The organism is Bifidobacterium sp. UBA6881, from assembly GCA_002451435.1.
Lineage (GTDB): Bacteria > Actinomycetota > Actinomycetes > Actinomycetales > Bifidobacteriaceae > Bifidobacterium.
The window spans coordinates 773-17,908 of the sequence record DKCF01000081.1 but is presented as its reverse complement, the minus strand read 5'-3'; the positions used below and the strand labels follow the sequence as shown (position 1 = coordinate 17,908).

Annotated in this window: 16 protein-coding genes; 5 read left to right on the top strand and 11 right to left on the bottom strand. The window is 59.4% G+C overall.

What is annotated here, in order from left to right:
• Positions 1–96 precede the first annotated feature (96 nt).
• Positions 97–792, bottom strand: coding sequence for a histidine phosphatase family protein (locus B3C64_RS06365; protein ID WP_291534529.1), 696 nt, complete (start codon positions 790–792; stop codon positions 97–99).
• Positions 793–942: 150 nt separating this feature from the next.
• On the opposite strand from B3C64_RS06365, the gene B3C64_RS06360 reads away from it, so the two are divergent.
• On the top strand, positions 943–1,329 hold the full coding sequence (locus B3C64_RS06360) for a DUF4235 domain-containing protein (RefSeq protein ID WP_291534528.1): 387 nt from the start codon (positions 943–945) through the stop codon (positions 1,327–1,329).
• Positions 1,330–1,341: 12 nt separating this feature from the next.
• Here B3C64_RS06360 and hemB read toward each other — a convergent pair whose 3' ends face one another.
• Both hemB and hemC read right to left on the bottom strand, forming a co-directional pair.
• Positions 1,342–2,337 (bottom strand): porphobilinogen synthase, encoded by a 996-nt coding sequence (gene hemB, locus B3C64_RS06355; RefSeq protein ID WP_291534527.1) that lies wholly within the window; start codon positions 2,335–2,337, stop codon positions 1,342–1,344.
• Between the two features lie 42 nt (positions 2,338–2,379).
• Entirely contained in the window at positions 2,380–3,348 is a 969-nt protein-coding gene (gene hemC / locus B3C64_RS06350; protein ID WP_291534526.1) for a hydroxymethylbilane synthase, read from the bottom strand.
• Positions 3,349–3,408: 60 nt separating this feature from the next.
• Between hemC and B3C64_RS06345 the strand changes: the two genes are divergently transcribed.
• Entirely contained in the window at positions 3,409–4,287 is an 879-nt protein-coding gene (locus B3C64_RS06345) for a uroporphyrinogen-III synthase (protein WP_291534525.1), read from the top strand.
• A 31-nt stretch (positions 4,288–4,318) separates the two neighbouring features.
• On the opposite strand, the gene B3C64_RS06340 is transcribed toward B3C64_RS06345, so the two are convergent.
• From B3C64_RS06340 to B3C64_RS06305, 8 genes are all read right to left on the bottom strand, one after another.
• The gene (locus tag B3C64_RS06340) at positions 4,319–4,690 is read right to left on the bottom strand and encodes a hypothetical protein (RefSeq protein ID WP_291534524.1); all 372 of its coding nucleotides are present in this window, start codon (positions 4,688–4,690) and stop codon (positions 4,319–4,321) included.
• Positions 4,691–4,708: 18 nt separating this feature from the next.
• The gene (locus B3C64_RS06335; protein ID WP_291534522.1) at positions 4,709–6,172 is read right to left on the bottom strand and encodes a YeiH family protein; all 1,464 of its coding nucleotides are present in this window, start codon (positions 6,170–6,172) and stop codon (positions 4,709–4,711) included.
• A 297-nt stretch (positions 6,173–6,469) separates the two neighbouring features.
• Positions 6,470–8,002, bottom strand: coding sequence for an aryl-sulfate sulfotransferase (locus B3C64_RS06330; RefSeq protein WP_291534520.1), 1,533 nt, complete (start codon positions 8,000–8,002; stop codon positions 6,470–6,472).
• Between the two features lie 92 nt (positions 8,003–8,094).
• Positions 8,095–8,847 carry an ABC transporter ATP-binding protein gene (locus B3C64_RS06325; protein ID WP_291534518.1) on the bottom strand — a complete coding sequence of 251 codons (753 nt, stop codon included), beginning with the start codon at positions 8,845–8,847 and terminating at the stop codon, positions 8,095–8,097.
• Between the two features lie 4 nt (positions 8,848–8,851).
• Positions 8,852–11,029, bottom strand: a complete 2,178-nt coding sequence (locus tag B3C64_RS06320; protein WP_291534516.1) for an ABC transporter permease subunit — start codon at positions 11,027–11,029, stop codon at positions 8,852–8,854.
• Positions 11,030–11,199: 170 nt separating this feature from the next.
• Positions 11,200–11,703, bottom strand: a complete 504-nt coding sequence (locus B3C64_RS06315; RefSeq protein ID WP_291534515.1) for a precorrin-2 dehydrogenase/sirohydrochlorin ferrochelatase family protein — start codon at positions 11,701–11,703, stop codon at positions 11,200–11,202.
• A gap of 60 nt (positions 11,704–11,763) precedes the next feature.
• The gene (cobA, locus tag B3C64_RS06310; protein WP_291534514.1) at positions 11,764–12,606 is read right to left on the bottom strand and encodes a uroporphyrinogen-III C-methyltransferase; all 843 of its coding nucleotides are present in this window, start codon (positions 12,604–12,606) and stop codon (positions 11,764–11,766) included.
• Positions 12,607–12,627: 21 nt separating this feature from the next.
• Positions 12,628–13,644: an NAD(P)/FAD-dependent oxidoreductase gene (locus B3C64_RS06305; RefSeq protein WP_291534512.1), complete on the bottom strand. Its 1,017-nt coding sequence runs from the start codon at positions 13,642–13,644 to the stop codon at positions 12,628–12,630.
• 395 nt (positions 13,645–14,039) lie between these two features.
• Here B3C64_RS06305 and B3C64_RS06300 point away from each other — a divergent pair, with 395 nt between their 5' ends.
• Genes B3C64_RS06300 through B3C64_RS06290 form a run of 3 tightly spaced genes read left to right on the top strand, consistent with a single transcriptional unit; the run spans position 14,040 to position 16,893 of the window.
• Entirely contained in the window at positions 14,040–15,662 is a 1,623-nt protein-coding gene (locus tag B3C64_RS06300; protein WP_291534511.1) for a nitrite/sulfite reductase, read from the top strand.
• Positions 15,659–16,105, top strand: coding sequence for a flavodoxin domain-containing protein (locus B3C64_RS06295; RefSeq protein ID WP_291534510.1), 447 nt, complete (start codon positions 15,659–15,661; stop codon positions 16,103–16,105). Before B3C64_RS06300 ends, B3C64_RS06295 begins: the two co-directional genes overlap by 4 nt.
• 2 nt (positions 16,106–16,107) lie before the next feature.
• On the top strand, positions 16,108–16,893 hold the full coding sequence (locus B3C64_RS06290; RefSeq protein ID WP_291534509.1) for a sirohydrochlorin chelatase: 786 nt from the start codon (positions 16,108–16,110) through the stop codon (positions 16,891–16,893).
• Positions 16,894–17,136 lie beyond the last annotated feature (243 nt).

The following is a 17,136-nucleotide window of genomic DNA, read 5'->3' as shown; positions in this document are numbered from 1 at the left end:
GCATCTTCACGAACGCATGCACAGTGACAGTGCGGGCGGACCGAATTGCTTCGATCCGCCCGCACCGGAATCAGTAGATGCCGTCGAAGGAACGCGTCAGCAGTTCCAATGCTCGATGACGTTGTCGCCCTTGTACTGGCCGAGCACGCAGTAATGCGCGGTGTCGAGACGCAGCAGACGCGCGAAACGCGGCTCGACGCCCAACCACTGCGACGTCAGGATACGCAGCACATGCGCATGGGCGACCAACAGCACGTCCTGTCCCGCATCGAGCAATGGCTTCACCGCGGCAATCGCCTCGCGGGTGCGCGCAGCGGCCTCTTCGACGGTCTCGCCGGGACCGTTGTGCACGGGAACCTGCTCGCCGTCGGGCAGCGTCTCCACCCAGTCGCCCTCCAACGATTCGGGAATCGATTGCGGACCATCGCGCCACACGTCCCATGTGAAACCACTTGCCTTGCTGATTTCCTGACGGGTCCGGCCTTCCGCGCGGCCATAATCCCATTCCGCGATTTCAGGCAAGACCTCGAAATCGCCATATCCCGCCAATTGGGCGGTTTGCCGCGCACGACGTAGCGGGCTGGAGAACACGCGGAAACCGTTCGGGAAAACCTCGCGCAATCGCGCGCCGGCCGCTTCAGCCTGGGCGCGTCCCGTATCGGTCAGCGGAATGTTGGTCCGACCGGTATGTTGTCCCGATTCGCTCCACACGGTTTGCCCGTGGCGCAACAGCACCAAACGCCCGGGCGCACCGGTAGGAGCGGCATTGCTTCCCAATTGAGTATCAGTCATACCCCATTACTGTAATCGAAGAAAACCGTCGAACGCGCCACCGGACATACCGTGTTGCGCGCTTTGCGTACGACGAGATGCCCCTCTTGTTCCGCAACATGGCCGTTCATGGCATGGAAGACCGCATCGCAGTTGCATTACACTGGAGGCATGAGTGCACAACCAGTTCCGGAATCCAGCGCCGACCGCATCGTCGAGGCCCTGCACGGCGTCGACCGCGCGGTGGACACGATGCGCGAACGACGCACCAACGATCCCGAATCCTTCGGCGACAAAATCTTCAAAACCGTCGTGCCGTCGTTGGCGGGTCTCGCATTCGGCAAACTATTCGAAATGGCGTGGAACAAGGGATTCAGCAAGGCGCACAACCCCGGCAAACCCGTGAAACACGTTGTGAAACATAGCGGAACGCGGCGGAACGCCACGCACGGCATCGGCTTCGCCATTGCCTCCGCTGCATTCGGAGCGCTGGTCGCGCAATTGTCCGAACGTGGTTCGCAGGCATTGGTGGATCGCCGACACCGCCATCACCACTGATTCACAAACCCATCACCACCGACCATCGCGGATGCGGCGGGCGACATCCTTCGCGAAATACGTGATGATGAGATCCGCGCCAGCACGTTTCATGCTGGTCAGCACTTCACGCACGATACGACGCTCATCAATCCAGCCATTCTGCGCCGCGGCCTTCACCATCGCGTATTCGCCGGAAACGTTGTAGGCCACCAACGGCAGATCCGTGGCATTACGAACCTCACGCATCACGTCGAGGAAGGCCATGGCCGGCTTCACCATGACGAAATCGGCGCCCTCCGCCTCATCGCTGGCCACTTCGCGCAACGCCTCAAGCCGGTTCGCCGGATCCATCTGGTATCCGCTGCGATCGCCGAATTGCGGAGCGCCGTCGGCCGCGTCGCGGAACGGACCATAGAAGCTGGAAGCGTATTTGACGGAGTACGACATAATCGGCACCCGTTCGTAGCCGGCCTCGTCCAGGCCCTCGCGAATGGCCGCGACATAGCCGTCCATGGCGTTCGACGGGGCGATGATGTCGGCCCCGGCCTTCGCCTGGCTGACGGCGGTACGAACCAAATATTTCAACGATTCGTCGTTCGCCACGTCCCATCCGCCATTCGGCAGCGACACCACGATGCCGCAGTGACCGGTGCTGGTGTATTCGCACATGCAATTGTCGGCGATCACAATCAAATCGGGATATTCCTTTTTGATGAGCCGGGTCGCTTGCTGAACGATGCCGTCATCCTCCCAAGCGCCCGAACCGGTGTCGTCCTTATGGTCCGGAATACCGAACAGCAATACCGATTTGATGCCGAGATCGACGATTTCCTTGATTTCGGCAAGCACGCCTTCCAGCGGAAAACGCTGGATGCCGGGCATTGACGTAATTGGCTCAGGTCGGTCGATGGTGGCATCCACGAACACTGGCATGATCAGATCATCGATACCGACATGATGTTCGCGGACCAGATCGCGCAATGCCGCGCTGGTGCGCAGCCGACGGTGACGAATAAACGATGCCATATGGCACTTCCCTTCTCGACGAATCCCGCGGATTCGCCGCAATCATGATTTCGCAGTTCCCACAACCTGCGGCTCGCCGTCTTGCAGCAATCGTCCGGCATACTGCTCGGCTTCAGCCACCAAGGCGGGAACGTCAGACCCCGCAGCGGTGAAGGAACAGCCCCGCCATTGGGTGCCGTCCGGCTGCGAGATAAATCCATCAAAAGCGAATCCCTCGTCCGTCCCACGGCCGTAAGCACCGATGGGGAACGTGCAGCTTCCACCCAAAGCCTGCATGAACGCGCGCTCCACGGTCACATCACGTCGTGTGGAGGCGTCGTCGACGTACGCAAGCATGCGCAGGGTCGCCGCGTCATCGGCGCGGCATTCCACGGCCATGGCCCCCTGGCCCGCCGCGGGCAGCATGGTTTCGTCCAATGCGATCCAGTGCAATCCGTATTCCGACATCAGCGATTCGGGCGTGAAATCCAATCTGCGCAATCCGGATTGCGCCAGCACTACCGCGTCCAATCCGTAGCGCTCGATGGCACGGATGCGCGTCGGAACGTTCCCCCGAATCGGCACGATCCGCAAATCCGGACGCAGATGCAGCAGCTGGCTTTGCCTGCGCAGACTGTTCGTGCCCACGCGCGCGCCCTTCGGCAACGAATCCAACGGTGCCGCGCCTCCGGCATGAACCGAAATCAGACAATCGAACGGGCAGGCGCGCGCAAGAATGGCGCCGACCGTCAGCCCCTCGGGAAGTTCCGGAGCCATATCCTTCAGGCTGTGCACCGCGATGTCGATTTGGCCATTGAGCAATTCGGACTCGATTTCCTTGACGAACACGCCTTTGCCGCCGATGGCCTGCAAACTGGCGTTCAGCTGCCGGTCGCCTTGGGTGGAAATGACGCGAATGTCGAATTCCGGAACGTCCACGCCCGGCAACGAGCGCCGCAGCGCGTCCAATACCAATCCGGTCTGGCACCTGGCAAGGGCGCTCCCCCGTGTGCCCACAGCGACGCACGTCATCACAGTCACCCCGCTCTCGTCGAAACCCATGCTGGACCTGCAAAGCAGAAGCCATTATAGATGGAACAGCCGGAGACAGACCGCGTTGCTTCAATCTTTTATTTTGAGCGGGTTATCAATATATTCGTAACCGCGCCGGTCTCGTCGGAAGATCGCAGGATATACAGTGGGCGTATGTCTTGGCTCATCACTTACCCGCAGACGGCCATTCCCGAGGATCTCGCACAACGGCTGGCAAAATCCTCAAACACCATATATTGTCCGCTTCGGTTCCTCGAACCGCTGCCGTTGGATGCTCGGCAACGCGCCGATCTGCTTGCCTATGATCGGTTGATAATCACCAGTAATTTCGCGCTGCGGGTGTTTCTTTCGGATATCGCGCGGCCATGGGCGGATATGCACCCACACGGAACATTGCTGGTATTGAGCCAGGCCATGCTGCGGAAGATCCGCGACGAGGATTCGCTCGCGCACATTCATGTGCATATTCCCCAATCGGAGAACCGCGAATCGCTGCTGGAGCTGTTGCATTCGCTGCCGAATGACCGTACGGCGTTGCTCTGCGGTGACATCGCTCTACGGGGAACCCGTCTGCCCGAACGGGTACGTTCCATTCCGATCTATACGAACCAGTGGAACGAGGATCACGAGCAGCAGGCCGCGCGAATCATCACGAATGCGATGTCGATTGTCCATCGGCCGGATCACGGCGACGCACGCGATGTCATCACCAGAATCCTCGTCACCAGTCCCTCGGCATATCGACGGTTATGGAGGCTCCGCGAACGTCTGCCCGAGTGTTTTTCCGACCGGCCGGAACTGTTCGCGCTCGGTCCCAGCACCGCGCAGGAGACCCGAATCCATGCCGAAACGGCGAAGACGCCGGCCGACCACCGGGATGTTCTGCGAAAGACCATCGAGCTCATGCTGGACCGGTGACCGGACGTCAACGCCGAACAACCTCACCCGCCTACAGCATGCCCCATTTGCGGGCGTATTCCACACGGATGGCGTAATCGTCATAGGTGAATCCGGCATGCTGCAATTCGTCGGACAACTGGGTGAATTCCTCCCCGAACCGTTCCGCGAACACTTTTTTGGGAGTGATGGTGACTACCCAATCGCTCGCTTGGGTGATGCGTTCCACCGCCAGCAACAGTTCCTTCGCCCGTGCCAGACGCTCGGCGCGCGCCGACAATCTGTCCAGCGAATCCACGAACGGCTGCCGCGTGCAACGGGTGGAATCCCCCAATGGAATCTCGATGATGGTCCTCCATATCACCGGCAACGAATCGACATTCTCCGCGTCGCGCACGCCACGGGCGCTTTCAACAGTCGCCATGTTCTCCCATCCTTTGCATCAGGCTGAGATCGCGGCCCAGAAGTCATGCAGCACGACATCGGAAAGCACGAATCCCAATGTGATGTTCACCACGGCCCCGATGCTGAACGCCGCGATGGGCTTCCAACCGAGGTTCGACAGTTCCTTGAAACGCGTGGTCAGGCCGATGGAAAGGAACGTGAACGTGAACGCCCAAGTGCGCAGTTCCTTCACCGGGGTCACCAGATTCGCCGTGATATCGGCGGATGCCGCCGCGCCAGACGCCGCGATCACGATGGTCAGCACGATGGACGCGATGAAGAAGCCGATGACGAACTTCGGGAAGCGGTGCCAGATCTGAGAGACATCGGTTTTCTCCTTGGGCAGTGCGGAAACATCCTTGCCTGCGGCCTTGGCTTCCTTGATGCGGTCCTGCCTGTCCCAGAACGTGATGGCGATGATGGACAGCACCAGGCTCCACACGCCGATGAAGATGTCGCGGCCTACGACCTTCACCAACGTGAATGCCGCAATGCCCTGATCGCCGAAGCTGGATGCCGCGGTGATACCGGCCGCGTCTGCGAATTCCGACGTACCGACCCATGCACCGGCCACACCGTCAGGAAGTCCAAGACCCTTGGCAAGGGCGGTAAGCAGGAAGATGGCGATGATGGCCCAAACCACGACGATGGAAATCGCGGCGGACACCTGTTCCTTGCGGGCCTTCACCGCGGAGCCGACTGCGATGCCGGCGGAGACGCCGCAGATGGAGCCGCCCGCACCCAGAGTCGCGGCGAAGCGCTTATCGATGCTGAACACCTTGGTGGCCACGAAGTAGATGATGAGGAAGGTGGAGACCGCGACGACGGTGGCGTGGGCCAAAGCGATGGGACCCGCCTTGAGAATCGTGGTGAACGGCAACGTGGCGCCAAGCAGAATGATGCCGACCTTCACATAGAGTTCCGTGCGCAATGCGCCGCCGAACAGACGCTCCACGTTGAACAGGTTGCCGAGAATCAGGCCGATGGCCAACGCGACCAGCGGCGCCTCCAGATTGTAGGAATTGGCGAATTTGGATGAACTGAACACGTTCACGACGAAGCTCAACACGAACAGCACGGTGAAACCGGCAAGATACGAGCTCGTGCGCAATTTCAGAAAATGCGCGGCGATGGTGAACACCGCGGCGAACAGCACGAACAGCGCGATGATGTTCGGCAATCGTCCGATAAGACCTGCGACCACGGAGGTCTCGCCGTCCTTGGTCACCTCGCCGCCATTGAACAGGAACGCCCAATTCGACCAGCTGGGAATCTTGGCCGCGAACAGGTTCAACGACTGCCCGGCCAGCCACAGCAGTATGGCGAATGCCACGATGCCCAAGCCGATGAACACCGCCCACCAATCCTCGCTGCCCAGCACTCCCTGACCGCTGGCGGCGGTGGGCGCCGATTCCTTCCTACGGGTTTCCCTTTGGGTATTCACTTCCTTTACAGAAGACATAAATCCCCCTATCTCTCTGTTGTCGATTTATGTTGCACAATGATTCAGGCACGTATGAGGATTGCCAAATTATTGGCAATAAGCGCCTATTCCCAACACTTTCGCAATCCCCATGCAATCGTTTCGGGAAGGTGGAAAACTTATTTTTTTCTGTAGTTTTCCTATGCCCTATTATCACTCTATATGCAACTCGACACCAGCGTTTTCGGAGGATTCGCTATATCCGTTGCCTATGACGCATTATGTGAACGAAATGCGGATCGCGCCGTCCATGGCACGATCCGCATCGCACCCAAATCACAGGCCGATCGAGAACTTCTTGTCACCCGTGTCGTTCAGCGCGTTCTTGTCGAGACGCACCATGCAGAAATCGACGTGGTCGGACTTCTCATCCTTGTCGTCCTCATCCGCGATGCCGGTCAGCGCCTCCTGCTTGGGGTTGATGCCCTCGACTGTCGTCACCTTCAGCTTGTCGCTGCTGGCGCCAGGCACACGGAACGTGGTGTTGTCGATCGGTTCGATGGCGGTTTCCTGCGGCTTGGGCACCTGCGGCACCCAGTCGTACGGCGCGCGATAGGCACGGTACGTCATGTTCGAGGGGAATCCGGGGACCATGTCGCGGAAGTAGGGATTGATGTATTCCCACACCAGCTCATGTTCCGGAGTGACCTCGATGACGCGACCATCGGATCCTTCGGTGATCAGCGTGTTGCCGTTCTCCAGGCGCTGTGCGGAGGAGATATACGACGAGTAGAACTTGGAGCCATCGGAGAACGGCAGGAATCCCGCTTCGATCGGCGTGTACTGCCATACGATCTCCAATGTGATCGGGTTGATTTCCAGTACACGGGAGTAATCGCGGTGCACGGCGTTGGTGCCGTCCGGAGCGATGGCGTTCGGCGCATCGTAACCGGCCGCGCCTCCATTGTCGAAGACCAGCAGGTTGCCGGCCCCCGGCAGACCCTGGGGAATGAGGTGGAAATGATGCTGGCCGATGATCGGACCGATCTTGCGCACCGCCTCCGGAACGTCCGGGCCGGTGAAATCGGGACCAAGACGCCATACGATCTTGCCGGTTTCCTTGGAGATGATCGCCAGGAAATTCGCGTTGCGCGCATCGAAGAGGATGTTGTCCGGATTGAACCGTTCGTCGCCACGGTCATACCACTTGTTCGGTCCGACAGTGGAAATGCAGTTGACATGCAGCCAGTCGCCGCCGGCGACGCCTCGCATGGACGGGTTGGCGTACAGGGAGCGCTTCGCGGTGTCCGAGAAACCGTATTCGTCGAAATGCTCGGCGGCGCGCCACTGCCAGACCACTTCGCCGTCCCATGTCACCTCGATGATCTTGTCGTCGATCAGCAGCTTGTCGGAGATTTCGGGATGGTAGGAGTTCTCGTGGGTGAGGATCAGCGTGTTGCCCGAATCGGTTTTGGGTGCCAGGCCCGGCGCATAGTAGCCAGTCGGAGAGCCCTCGCGCTCGAAGTCATGATGCTGGCGAGCCTGGTAGCTGGGTTCCTTGCCTTCGTCGTGCACGAGCTCGGTGTGGTCCCATTTCCATTCGACATGGCCGTCCCAAGACACCTGCAGGAGGTCCAGCTGATCCTGGTAGGCGGCGTCACCGCCACGCGAGCCGGACGAACCGAACACGGAACCACCCGGAAGCAGCTTGTTCGGGAAGCCAGCCAATCCGGCCCAACGATTCACCTCGCGGCCGTTCATGTCGATCAGCAGAGCGCCGCTTTTCGTCGGCAGCAACGTGAATCCGTTCCACGCCTTGTCGGGGTTGTAGACCGTGACGCCGGTCGGGTATACCGAGGGATAGCCCATGATTGTTCTCCTTGAGTCGGGTTGAAAAATTCTGATATGCGGTTGCCTGAAGTTGTTTCCGGTCGTCGGTGTATCGCGCCGGCCTACGACGGTCAGGCCGTCTGTGTGATGAAGTGGTCCAGCACCTGCTTCTTGTACGCCGCGAAGTGGGCGCTTCCGCGATCACGCTGCCCTTCGTCGAAATGCAGGTCGATCACATCCTCGATGCGTCCCGGTCTGCTCGACATCACCACGATGCGGTCGGCGAGGTACACGGCCTCTTCGATGTCATGCGTCACCATGACCATCGTGGTCTTCTGCTGCTGCCGAATCCGCAGCATCTCATCCTGCAGCTCCATCTTGGTCAGAGCGTCCAACGCACCGAACGGCTCGTCCAGCAGCAGCACCTTGGGCTTGGGAGCCAAAGCCCTGGCGATGGCGGCACGCTGGGACATGCCGCCCGACAGCTGGCTTGGATATGCGTTCTCGAATCCGCCGAGCTTGACCATGTCCAGATACCGTTGGGCGATTTTTCTGCGCTCCTCCTTGGGCTGGCCGTACAGTCCAAGCATCACGTTGGAGATGCAGCTTTTCCATGGAAGCAGACGATGCTCCTGGAAAATCATGCCGCGGTCGAATCCCGGAGCCGTGATCGTCTGCCCATCCAACGTCACGGAACCGCGATCCTGCCGTTCCAAGCCCGCGATGATCTTCAGCAGCGTCGATTTGCCGCAGCCGGAATGTCCGACGATGACAAGGAACTCGCCATCGTGCACATCGAGGTTCACGCCTTCCAGGACGCTCACCGCCTTGCCGTGCACATTGAAACCTTTGTATACGTTATGAAGGGAAAGACTTCCGGTCATACAATCACTTCCTTGTCCATGGTGTGGAAATATGCGCGATCAGGGAAAGCACGGCGTCCATGATGACGCCCGCGACCGCGATGACGATCATGCCGGCGAACACGATGGAGTAGTCCATCAGGCTTCGCGCGTCGTTGATGCGGAAACCGATGCCGGAGCTCGCCGCGATCATTTCGGCGCCCACCACCGCCATCCAGGAGATGCCGAGTGCGAGTTTGAGCCCCACGAATATGCTGGGCAGCGCCGAAGGCAAATACACTTCGCGGAACATGCGCCAGCGGGAGAACTGGTACATGCGTCCGACTTCGACCAGATGGGGGTCCGTGCGGGAGATGCCATCGATGGTGTTCACCAGAATGGGGAAGAACGCCGCAAGGAAAATCACCGCGACCTTCGAGCCTTCGCCGATGCCGAACCACATCACCAGTAGCGGCACCCAGGCCATCATCGGAATCTGACGGAACGCCTTGAACGTCAGCATGAAGAACCGGTGCACGTTCAGGCTCATGCCCATGAGCACGCCGAACAGCAATCCGAACACCAAGGCCAAAGCGTATCCCTTGAGAATGCGGCTCACACTGATGGCCACGTCTCCGACGAAGGTGCCGTTGGGACCGGCCAGTTCCGCGACAATGGTCTTGCCCACGGACGAGATGGACGGCATGATCAGCGAGGAGACGAGCTGCGCGGCGGAAACGGTGTGCCATGCCACAAGTATGCCGACCGGAAGAATCAATGCGAACAGCGCCGTCAGTATCTTGCGCAGGTTCAGCAACGCGCCACGGTACGAGGCCGAATCGTCCGACGCTTCCGAATCCTTCCGAGCCGACGGGTCCGATTCCGTCTCGTCACGATGCGCGATCGCCTTCTCCTCATGGCGTTCCAACGCGTCGATCTTGCGAATCACCCGTCGACGCCCCAGCACGATGAGGAGGGAGGCCAACACATAGACGAGGATGGGCAACACGACCGTGACGAAAATCCTGCTGTTGCGGGACTTCGATGCTTCTGCGGACGCGGACGCGGCCTGCACGACTCCGGAGACTGCCTTATCCGCGGCGGCACGAGCTTTCGTCTTGCTTTCGCCCAGCGTCTGCTGGCGGTATTCTGCGATGGCGGTGCGCAACGGTTTCGGGTCGGTCCAATCGACGATGTCGATGGAACGGCTGATCAGCGAGTTGTCGAGCTCGAATTGCTGGACGGATTTCATCGAATCGATCAGCGAGGAAGACAGCGACATCGGGTAGCCGGTCTTCGCGTCATCCACTTCCGTGGCGCGCACGACATTCAGCGGATTGCCGGATTTCTGTGAGGACAGTTTGATGTATGCCTCATGGTCGGCGACGATGTCGTCCTTCGCCTTGAGCATGGCCTGAAGAATGGCCGCGGAGACATCGGGATGCTTCTTGTTGAACGTGCGGTTCGCCACCAGCACCGTTGGCTCGTAGTAGGTTTTGCGGTCGGCGTCCTTGCCGATGTGCAGCACGCGCGCCTTGCCCTCATTGACCAGCTGCTGTTCCTGACCGGCATTGGTCACCGCGGCGTCGACACCATTCGACGCCAATGTGGACAGACCGTCGGGCAGCGAGGCGTTCACCGCCTCTACATCGCTGAATTTCAGTCCGGCTTCCTTGAGCACCTTGATCATGTACATCTGGGGCGCGGCACCGCGCTGGTAGGCGATTTTCTTGCCTTTGAGGTCGGAGAGCTTGCGTATGCCGGACGCCGTGGACGCCACGAGACGCCAACCGGAGTTATATGCGGTGACGCCGAGCAACGTGGTGTCGACGCCCTTGGACTTGCCGAGGATACCTGCGAATCCGGCATAGTTCACGTAATCCAAGTCACCTGATGCCAAGGCTTCATGCAATGCCGGCGCGGCACCAACGAAACCCGTCGTCTGCGCCTTGTATCCCAACGGCTTGAGGTATTCGTCCAGATATCCCTTCGCCACAGCGACGCCAAGAGCCCCGCCAGCCCAGTTGCTGCCGGACGAGGGGAACCCAATGCGCAGGGTCTTGAGGTTTCCATCATTGCCCTTCGTCTCATCGGCCTGCGCGGAAGATGGCGTCGCAGCCGCGGTGAATGCGGTGGCCGCCAATATCAGAACCGCGATTATTCCCCGAACGAGGCGACGGATGCCGTCCAAGCCTCGGCCCATCGATGCTGTACGAGATTTCATGATCCCCTTCTGAAAAAATTGCAGTGCTCCCCCAGACGGCGCTGCCGTGGCGGAATTGGAAGGCCGAACAAGTACATCCCCATGTCGTTCGGTTGCCTTCATCGTAGGCGAGGAATCCCGGTCACACTTCCGAAAACAGCGTTTTCGTCATATCAAATATCTATGGCGGGCTATGTTCGGCTGGAAGTCCGCCCTTCCAGCCACGCGGCGATGCGTTGTTTCATCGAACGGGCGCGTGCTGGGCTGCTGCCCCCGGTCGATACGGTGATCAGCGTGCCGTCATGCCGGATTTGGGCGACGTTGGCGAAGTCGGAATATGTCGGATCGGACGCGTCGTTGACCAGACGCCAATCCGTCGCGTCCGACCGCCGCAGACGCGCGTCCTCACACACCTGTCGGTTCGTTCGGCGGCTGTCGGTGCAGGCGATGACGATCGCCGCGTCATCGGGCAGATCGCAGGATGCATAACGATGGGACCGCCATGCGATACGGCGGTCTTCCGCAAGCGCCGCCAGAGCCGGTGTCGCCGTGGGACTGATCAACGTGATTCTCGCCTCGGCACGCAGCAACGCCCGCACCTTGCGTTCGCCGACGGCGCCGCCGCCGACCACCACGGCATGCCGCCCCCGCATGGACAGCACGACCGGATAACCCAAATCAGATGTTTCACACATTGTTTCACATCACATCCGTCGGAAGATTCCACACATGCGCATGCATGCGTCGAGGCCGTTTTATTGGCCGGCGCAAATTTCCATACCATCGTCACCAAAATCACGACGATTGCCGGAATCTCGAGAACCGGCGGCATCATCGGGAGTGCGGAACGGCATAAATCCCGGGGAATCCGGATCGATGAGCCTCGCGACCCCGCCTACGACGATCAACGCCGGAGACCCCAGTCCGCCCAGGCGCACGGCTTCCTCGATATGCCGCAAATCAGCCACGGTGGAGCGCTGCTCGTTCCTGGTGGCCCATTGAATCACGGCGACGGGAGTGCCCTCCGACTTGCCATGGGCCAACAGCTCGTTGACGATATGTGGCAATTGGGCCATGCCCATAAGGAACACGACCGTGCCTTCAAGCCGCGCGATCACCGACCAGTCGAGTTCCTTCGCGGACTGCTTCCGATGCCCGGTTATGACATGGAACTGCGCGGCGTAATCCCTATGGGTGATCGGAATGCCCGCCGCGGCCGGTCCCGCTATGGCGCTGGTCACGCCAGGCACCACCTCGCACGGGACGCCTTGGCCGAGCAGGAACTGGCGTTCCTCACCGCCGCGGCCGAAAACAAAGGGATCGCCCGATTTCAGCCGTGCCACCCGCTTGCCCTGCTTGGCCAGCCGCACCAGAAGCGCGTTGATCTGCTCCTGCGTCGCCAAGTGGTGCGACGGCATTTTGCCGACGTTCACCAGTTCCGCGTCATCCCTGCGCCATTCCAGCATGACGGGATTGACCAAATGATCGTATACGATCACATCGGCCGTTTCGATGCATCGCCTGCCACGGACAGTGATGAGGTCGGGGTCTCCGGGTCCGGCACCGACCAGCGTCACATGTCCCATTGCCGCCGTCATACGATTCACCTTTCCAAGCGATTACTCATGCAACGGCTGCTTGCGGTCAGGATACAGCGTTTCGGCGATATGGTTGATCGCGCCCGGCGCCTCACCGAAGCCCGCCGAAATCAGTTTCACCTTGCCCGGGTACGTCACCGCGTCACCGATACCGTAGATGCCCGGCACCGCGGTCTCACGGTATTCGTTCACCTCCAAATCACCGCGTTTGACGGGCAATCCCCATTCCTTCAGCAGATGGTTGTCGGAAGTGAAGCCATAGTTCACCAACAGCGCATCCACCTGCAGCTCCTTGGTCTCCGCCCCCTTCACCTGGTTCAGTTCGATGGAAAGACGGTCGTCCCGCTTCGCGACCGAGGCGAACTTGTACGGGGTGAGAATGCGCACGGAAGAGGACTTCAGCGCGTCGACGCTGGATTCCAGGGCCCGGAAGTTGTCGCGACGATGAATCAGCGTCACGCTGCGGGCGATGGGCTCCAACGTAAGCGCCCAATCGATGGCGGCGTCACCGCCACCGGCCACGGCGACATCCAAGTCAGCGAAATCGGCGATGTGCTTGACGAAGTAGAAGACCTTGTCGTTGTCGAGCGCGTGATCGTAATCCACCGCCAGCGGGCGTGGCGTGAAGGCGCCGCTTCCCATCGCGATAAGCACGGTCCGGGTGCGGAACACGCGCTTGCTGGTGGTGAGCGCGAACACACGGGAGTCCGCCGCGGCGTTCTCGGCGGGACGCTCCACACCGACGACCTCCTCGTTGGTATGGATGCCGATGCGGTCGGAGAACTCATCCAACTGGGCCTTCAGATTGGCGATGAGCTGCTCGCCCGTACCCGATACGAATCCCGCGATGTCATGGATCTTCTTCTCGGGATACAGCGTCGCCACCTGGCCACCGAGATGCGGCAGACTTTCGACCAGCTGGACATCAAGATTGCGCGTGGCCGCGTAAAAAGCCGCGAACATGCCAATAGGTCCGGCACCAATCACAGTCACGTCATACACATGATCGTCATGCTGCAGTTGCTTGTTGTCGGTCACGGAATCCCCTCCCCGTGTCATCACACGATTCGTTGAATATGCCTCCCGTGCCCCATGCCAAGTGGCATCGGGCACGGCGAATACATGCCAGCATACGGATATACGGCATTCGGCGCCATAGCGTCAAATCTCTCATGTTCGTTGGAATTCCAACGATTAATAACCGCTCACAAATTAAAACGAATACGCTTTTGCCATGTTGTTTCCCGCTTTTTCAACGAAGAATCATGCGAAAACCCAATAATTGCAAGGATTACACGGCATCGACCATGTATTTGAGCGGGATTGCGTTCCTTTGTATGCTATGGCATGAATGGCGCGCGGAAGGGGCTTGTGATGCGCGTCATTCATAATTCGTCATTCATAGGAATAGTCGAGGAAAGGAGTGGAAATCCATGGGCTATACAGTCACATGGGCCGATCAGAAGCTGAACGGCAATGAAATCGCCAAGCTCAACAAAGACGGCCTCGACGTGTTCAAGGATCTGCCGGAACTGGTCAAGCATCCGTTTTCGGAAATCGATCCCAGCTATTACATGTATTTCAAGTACGCCGGTCTTACTGTCCAAAAGCCGCAGTCGGCCGGTATGTTCATGCTGCGCGTCAAGATTCCCGGTGGACGAATCAACGTCAAGCAGGGCGAGCATCTCGCATGGATCGCGAACGAGTACGGCCACAACGTCATCGATCTGACCACCCGCGAGGCCGTGCAGTACCACTGGGCGCCGTTCAATGAGCTTCTCAAGATCTTCCAAGGACTCAACGACGTCGGTCTGACCACCGTCGGCGCCGAAGGCGATATCACCCGCAACGTGGTGGACAATCCGCTGTCCGGCATCGACCCCGACGAACTGTTCGACACGCGCAGCATCGTCATGGACGTGTACCGCAGGTTCCAAGGCAACTACGACTACTCCAACCTTCCTCGTAAATTCAAAATCTCCATCTCCACCGACATCCACAACAACGCCGACTATCAAATCAACGATCTTGCCTTCATCCCAGCAGTGAAAACGATTCGTGGCCGGCAGGTGCAGGGATTCAATGTGTTCGTAGGAGGCGGACTCGGATCCAAACCGCAATTGGCCCAGCAGATGAACATCTTCGTGCGTCCGAACCGCGTGGCGGACATCGCGGAAGTGGTCTGTGGACTGTACCGCGATCATGGTTTCCGCCGTTCGCGTTCCAAGGCGCGTCTGAAATTCCTCATCAAGGATTGGGGCATCGACGAGTTCGAGCGTCTGGTCCGCAAGCAGCTTCCGCGTCTGCCGTATGCCGGTGAGACCAAGATCGTCGATTGGAACAAAAAGATCCTGGGCATTCATCCGCAGAAGCAGCAGGGCTACTATTATGCGGGCATCTCCGTTCCGGCCGGTCGCATGAGCGGTGATGACTTCCGCGCGGTCGTAGAGCTTGCCGCCAAGTACGGTAAGGATGAGATTCGTTTCGACGACAAGCAGAACATGATCATTCCTTGGATCGCCGAACAGGATCTCGAAGCGTTCAAGGCGGAGTCCATTCTGCAGCGTTATTCCGTGAAGCCGGGGCTGCTTGCCGACTATGGCACCACGTGCACGGGAGCGGAATACTGCAATTTGGCCAATGCGCACACCAAGAGCGTGTTCAAGCCGCTGATCGACGAGCTCGACGCCCGTTTCTCCCTCGACGTTCCGGTGCGCATCACGATGACCGGTTGCGGAAGCAACTGCGCGCATCGTTCCATCGCGGACATCGGTTTGGAAGGCGTACACGCCCGCACGCCGGACAAGAAACAGACCGAGGGCTACCGTCTCGCCGTCGGCGGAAGCCTGGAGGGCACCGGTCATTTCAACGAGCAGCTTAAGGGCACGCTGAGCGCCCAGCAGCTGCCGGACGCGTTGTCGGCAATCATCAATGATTACCAAGACAATCGTGAAGGTGAAGAATCCTTCTACCACTATTTCAACCATGCCGGCGTTGATCATTTCCAAGAAGTGCTCAACAACTATCTGTCCACCCAAACGGAGGTACTACGATGACCGTGAAAGTTATTTACACCAGCGCGACTGGCAACACCAAGACCGCCGTCGACGTGTTCACCGAGGCGCTTGAGGATCTCGGCGTTGATGTCGACGTGGTCGATGCCGAGGACGGCGTGGAGGTGGACGAGTTCTTCGAGGATGGCGACGCCTTCGCCATCGCCTCCTGGAGCGACGGAGCCAATGGCGAGGTCCCTGGTGGAATCGTCGATTTCTACGACGACCTCGAGGACTTCGATCTTTCCGACAAGAAGGTCGCGGTATTCGGTACCGGCGACACCTCCTACAAGTCCTACTGCGCCGCGGTCGACGTGTTCACCGACCGTGTGAAGCAGGACGGTGCCACGATTCTCGGCGAACCGCTGAAGATCGAGCTTTCCCCTGATGATGATGCCGAGGAGGCGCTGAAGTCCCTGGCCAAGACCGTCGCCGAGGCCATCTGAACATGACCACAGGAACGAACGAGGGACGCGTATACGTCCTGCACGGGCGCAAGGGCGGAGTGCCCGCATCGAACATCGATTTGCTGAATCGTTTCATCGAGGAGTCCGGAGTGCCATCCGCCATCGGCTTCCTCGAAGGCGACCAGCAGACTTTGGAAGATGCCGTACGTCAGGTACAGCAAGCTGGAAGTACCCACATCACGGTGGTTCCCGTGCTGCTATATACGGCCACGCACGTCCGTTGGGACATTCCGGAACGCGTGCTCGCCGTTCTTGATCCTGGCGTGCAGGCCACGGAACTACCACCGCTGGCAGATACGAAGGCGATTGAATCGTATCTTGATGCGCAGTTGTCGGATGCGGTACGACAGCATCCCGACAGGACGGTGCTGCTCGTCGTCCACGGAACCGGCCATTTCGACGGTCCGTGGAATCATCTGCAGGCACTGGTGTCCCGGTTGCGGGAGAAGCTGCAGGTTCCCGTGTTGGGAGCCAATCTCATCGCCGAACCGAAAATCGCCACCGTGCTGGCGACGACCAAGGCTCCACTGCTTGTGCAGCGTTTGTTCCTGACCGACGGGCGGCTTGCGAATCGCATCGAGAATCTTGTGCGGGAAATCCAGCCGGACAGCGTCTTCCTTCCGACTTTGGAAGACAATCAGGTGATTCTCGACGCCATCTCGGAGCGTTTGCATGAAGGTGGACGCGACATCACGCAGGAGGTCGTGGACACCGTGCGTGAAGAACGAGAGGCCGATGCAAGGCGCCGTGCCGCCAAAACCAAGTAACGACGCGATGATTCGGCAGGTTTTGCCCTGACCTGCCGAATTGTTTGGTGAAAATCCGTTCATCACGGATTCGCATGTGTCGTGGATTCCGCGGTATGTGCGGAATCTTTTCAACCAATCGACTTCTAAGTTCTCGTTGCCATGGAACATGGCGTATCAACGTGTGCGGAGCGACAGACGATTGTCTACTCGCTCCGCACACGTTTTGCTTTGCGTATTGGTCAATGTTCTTGCGCAATCACC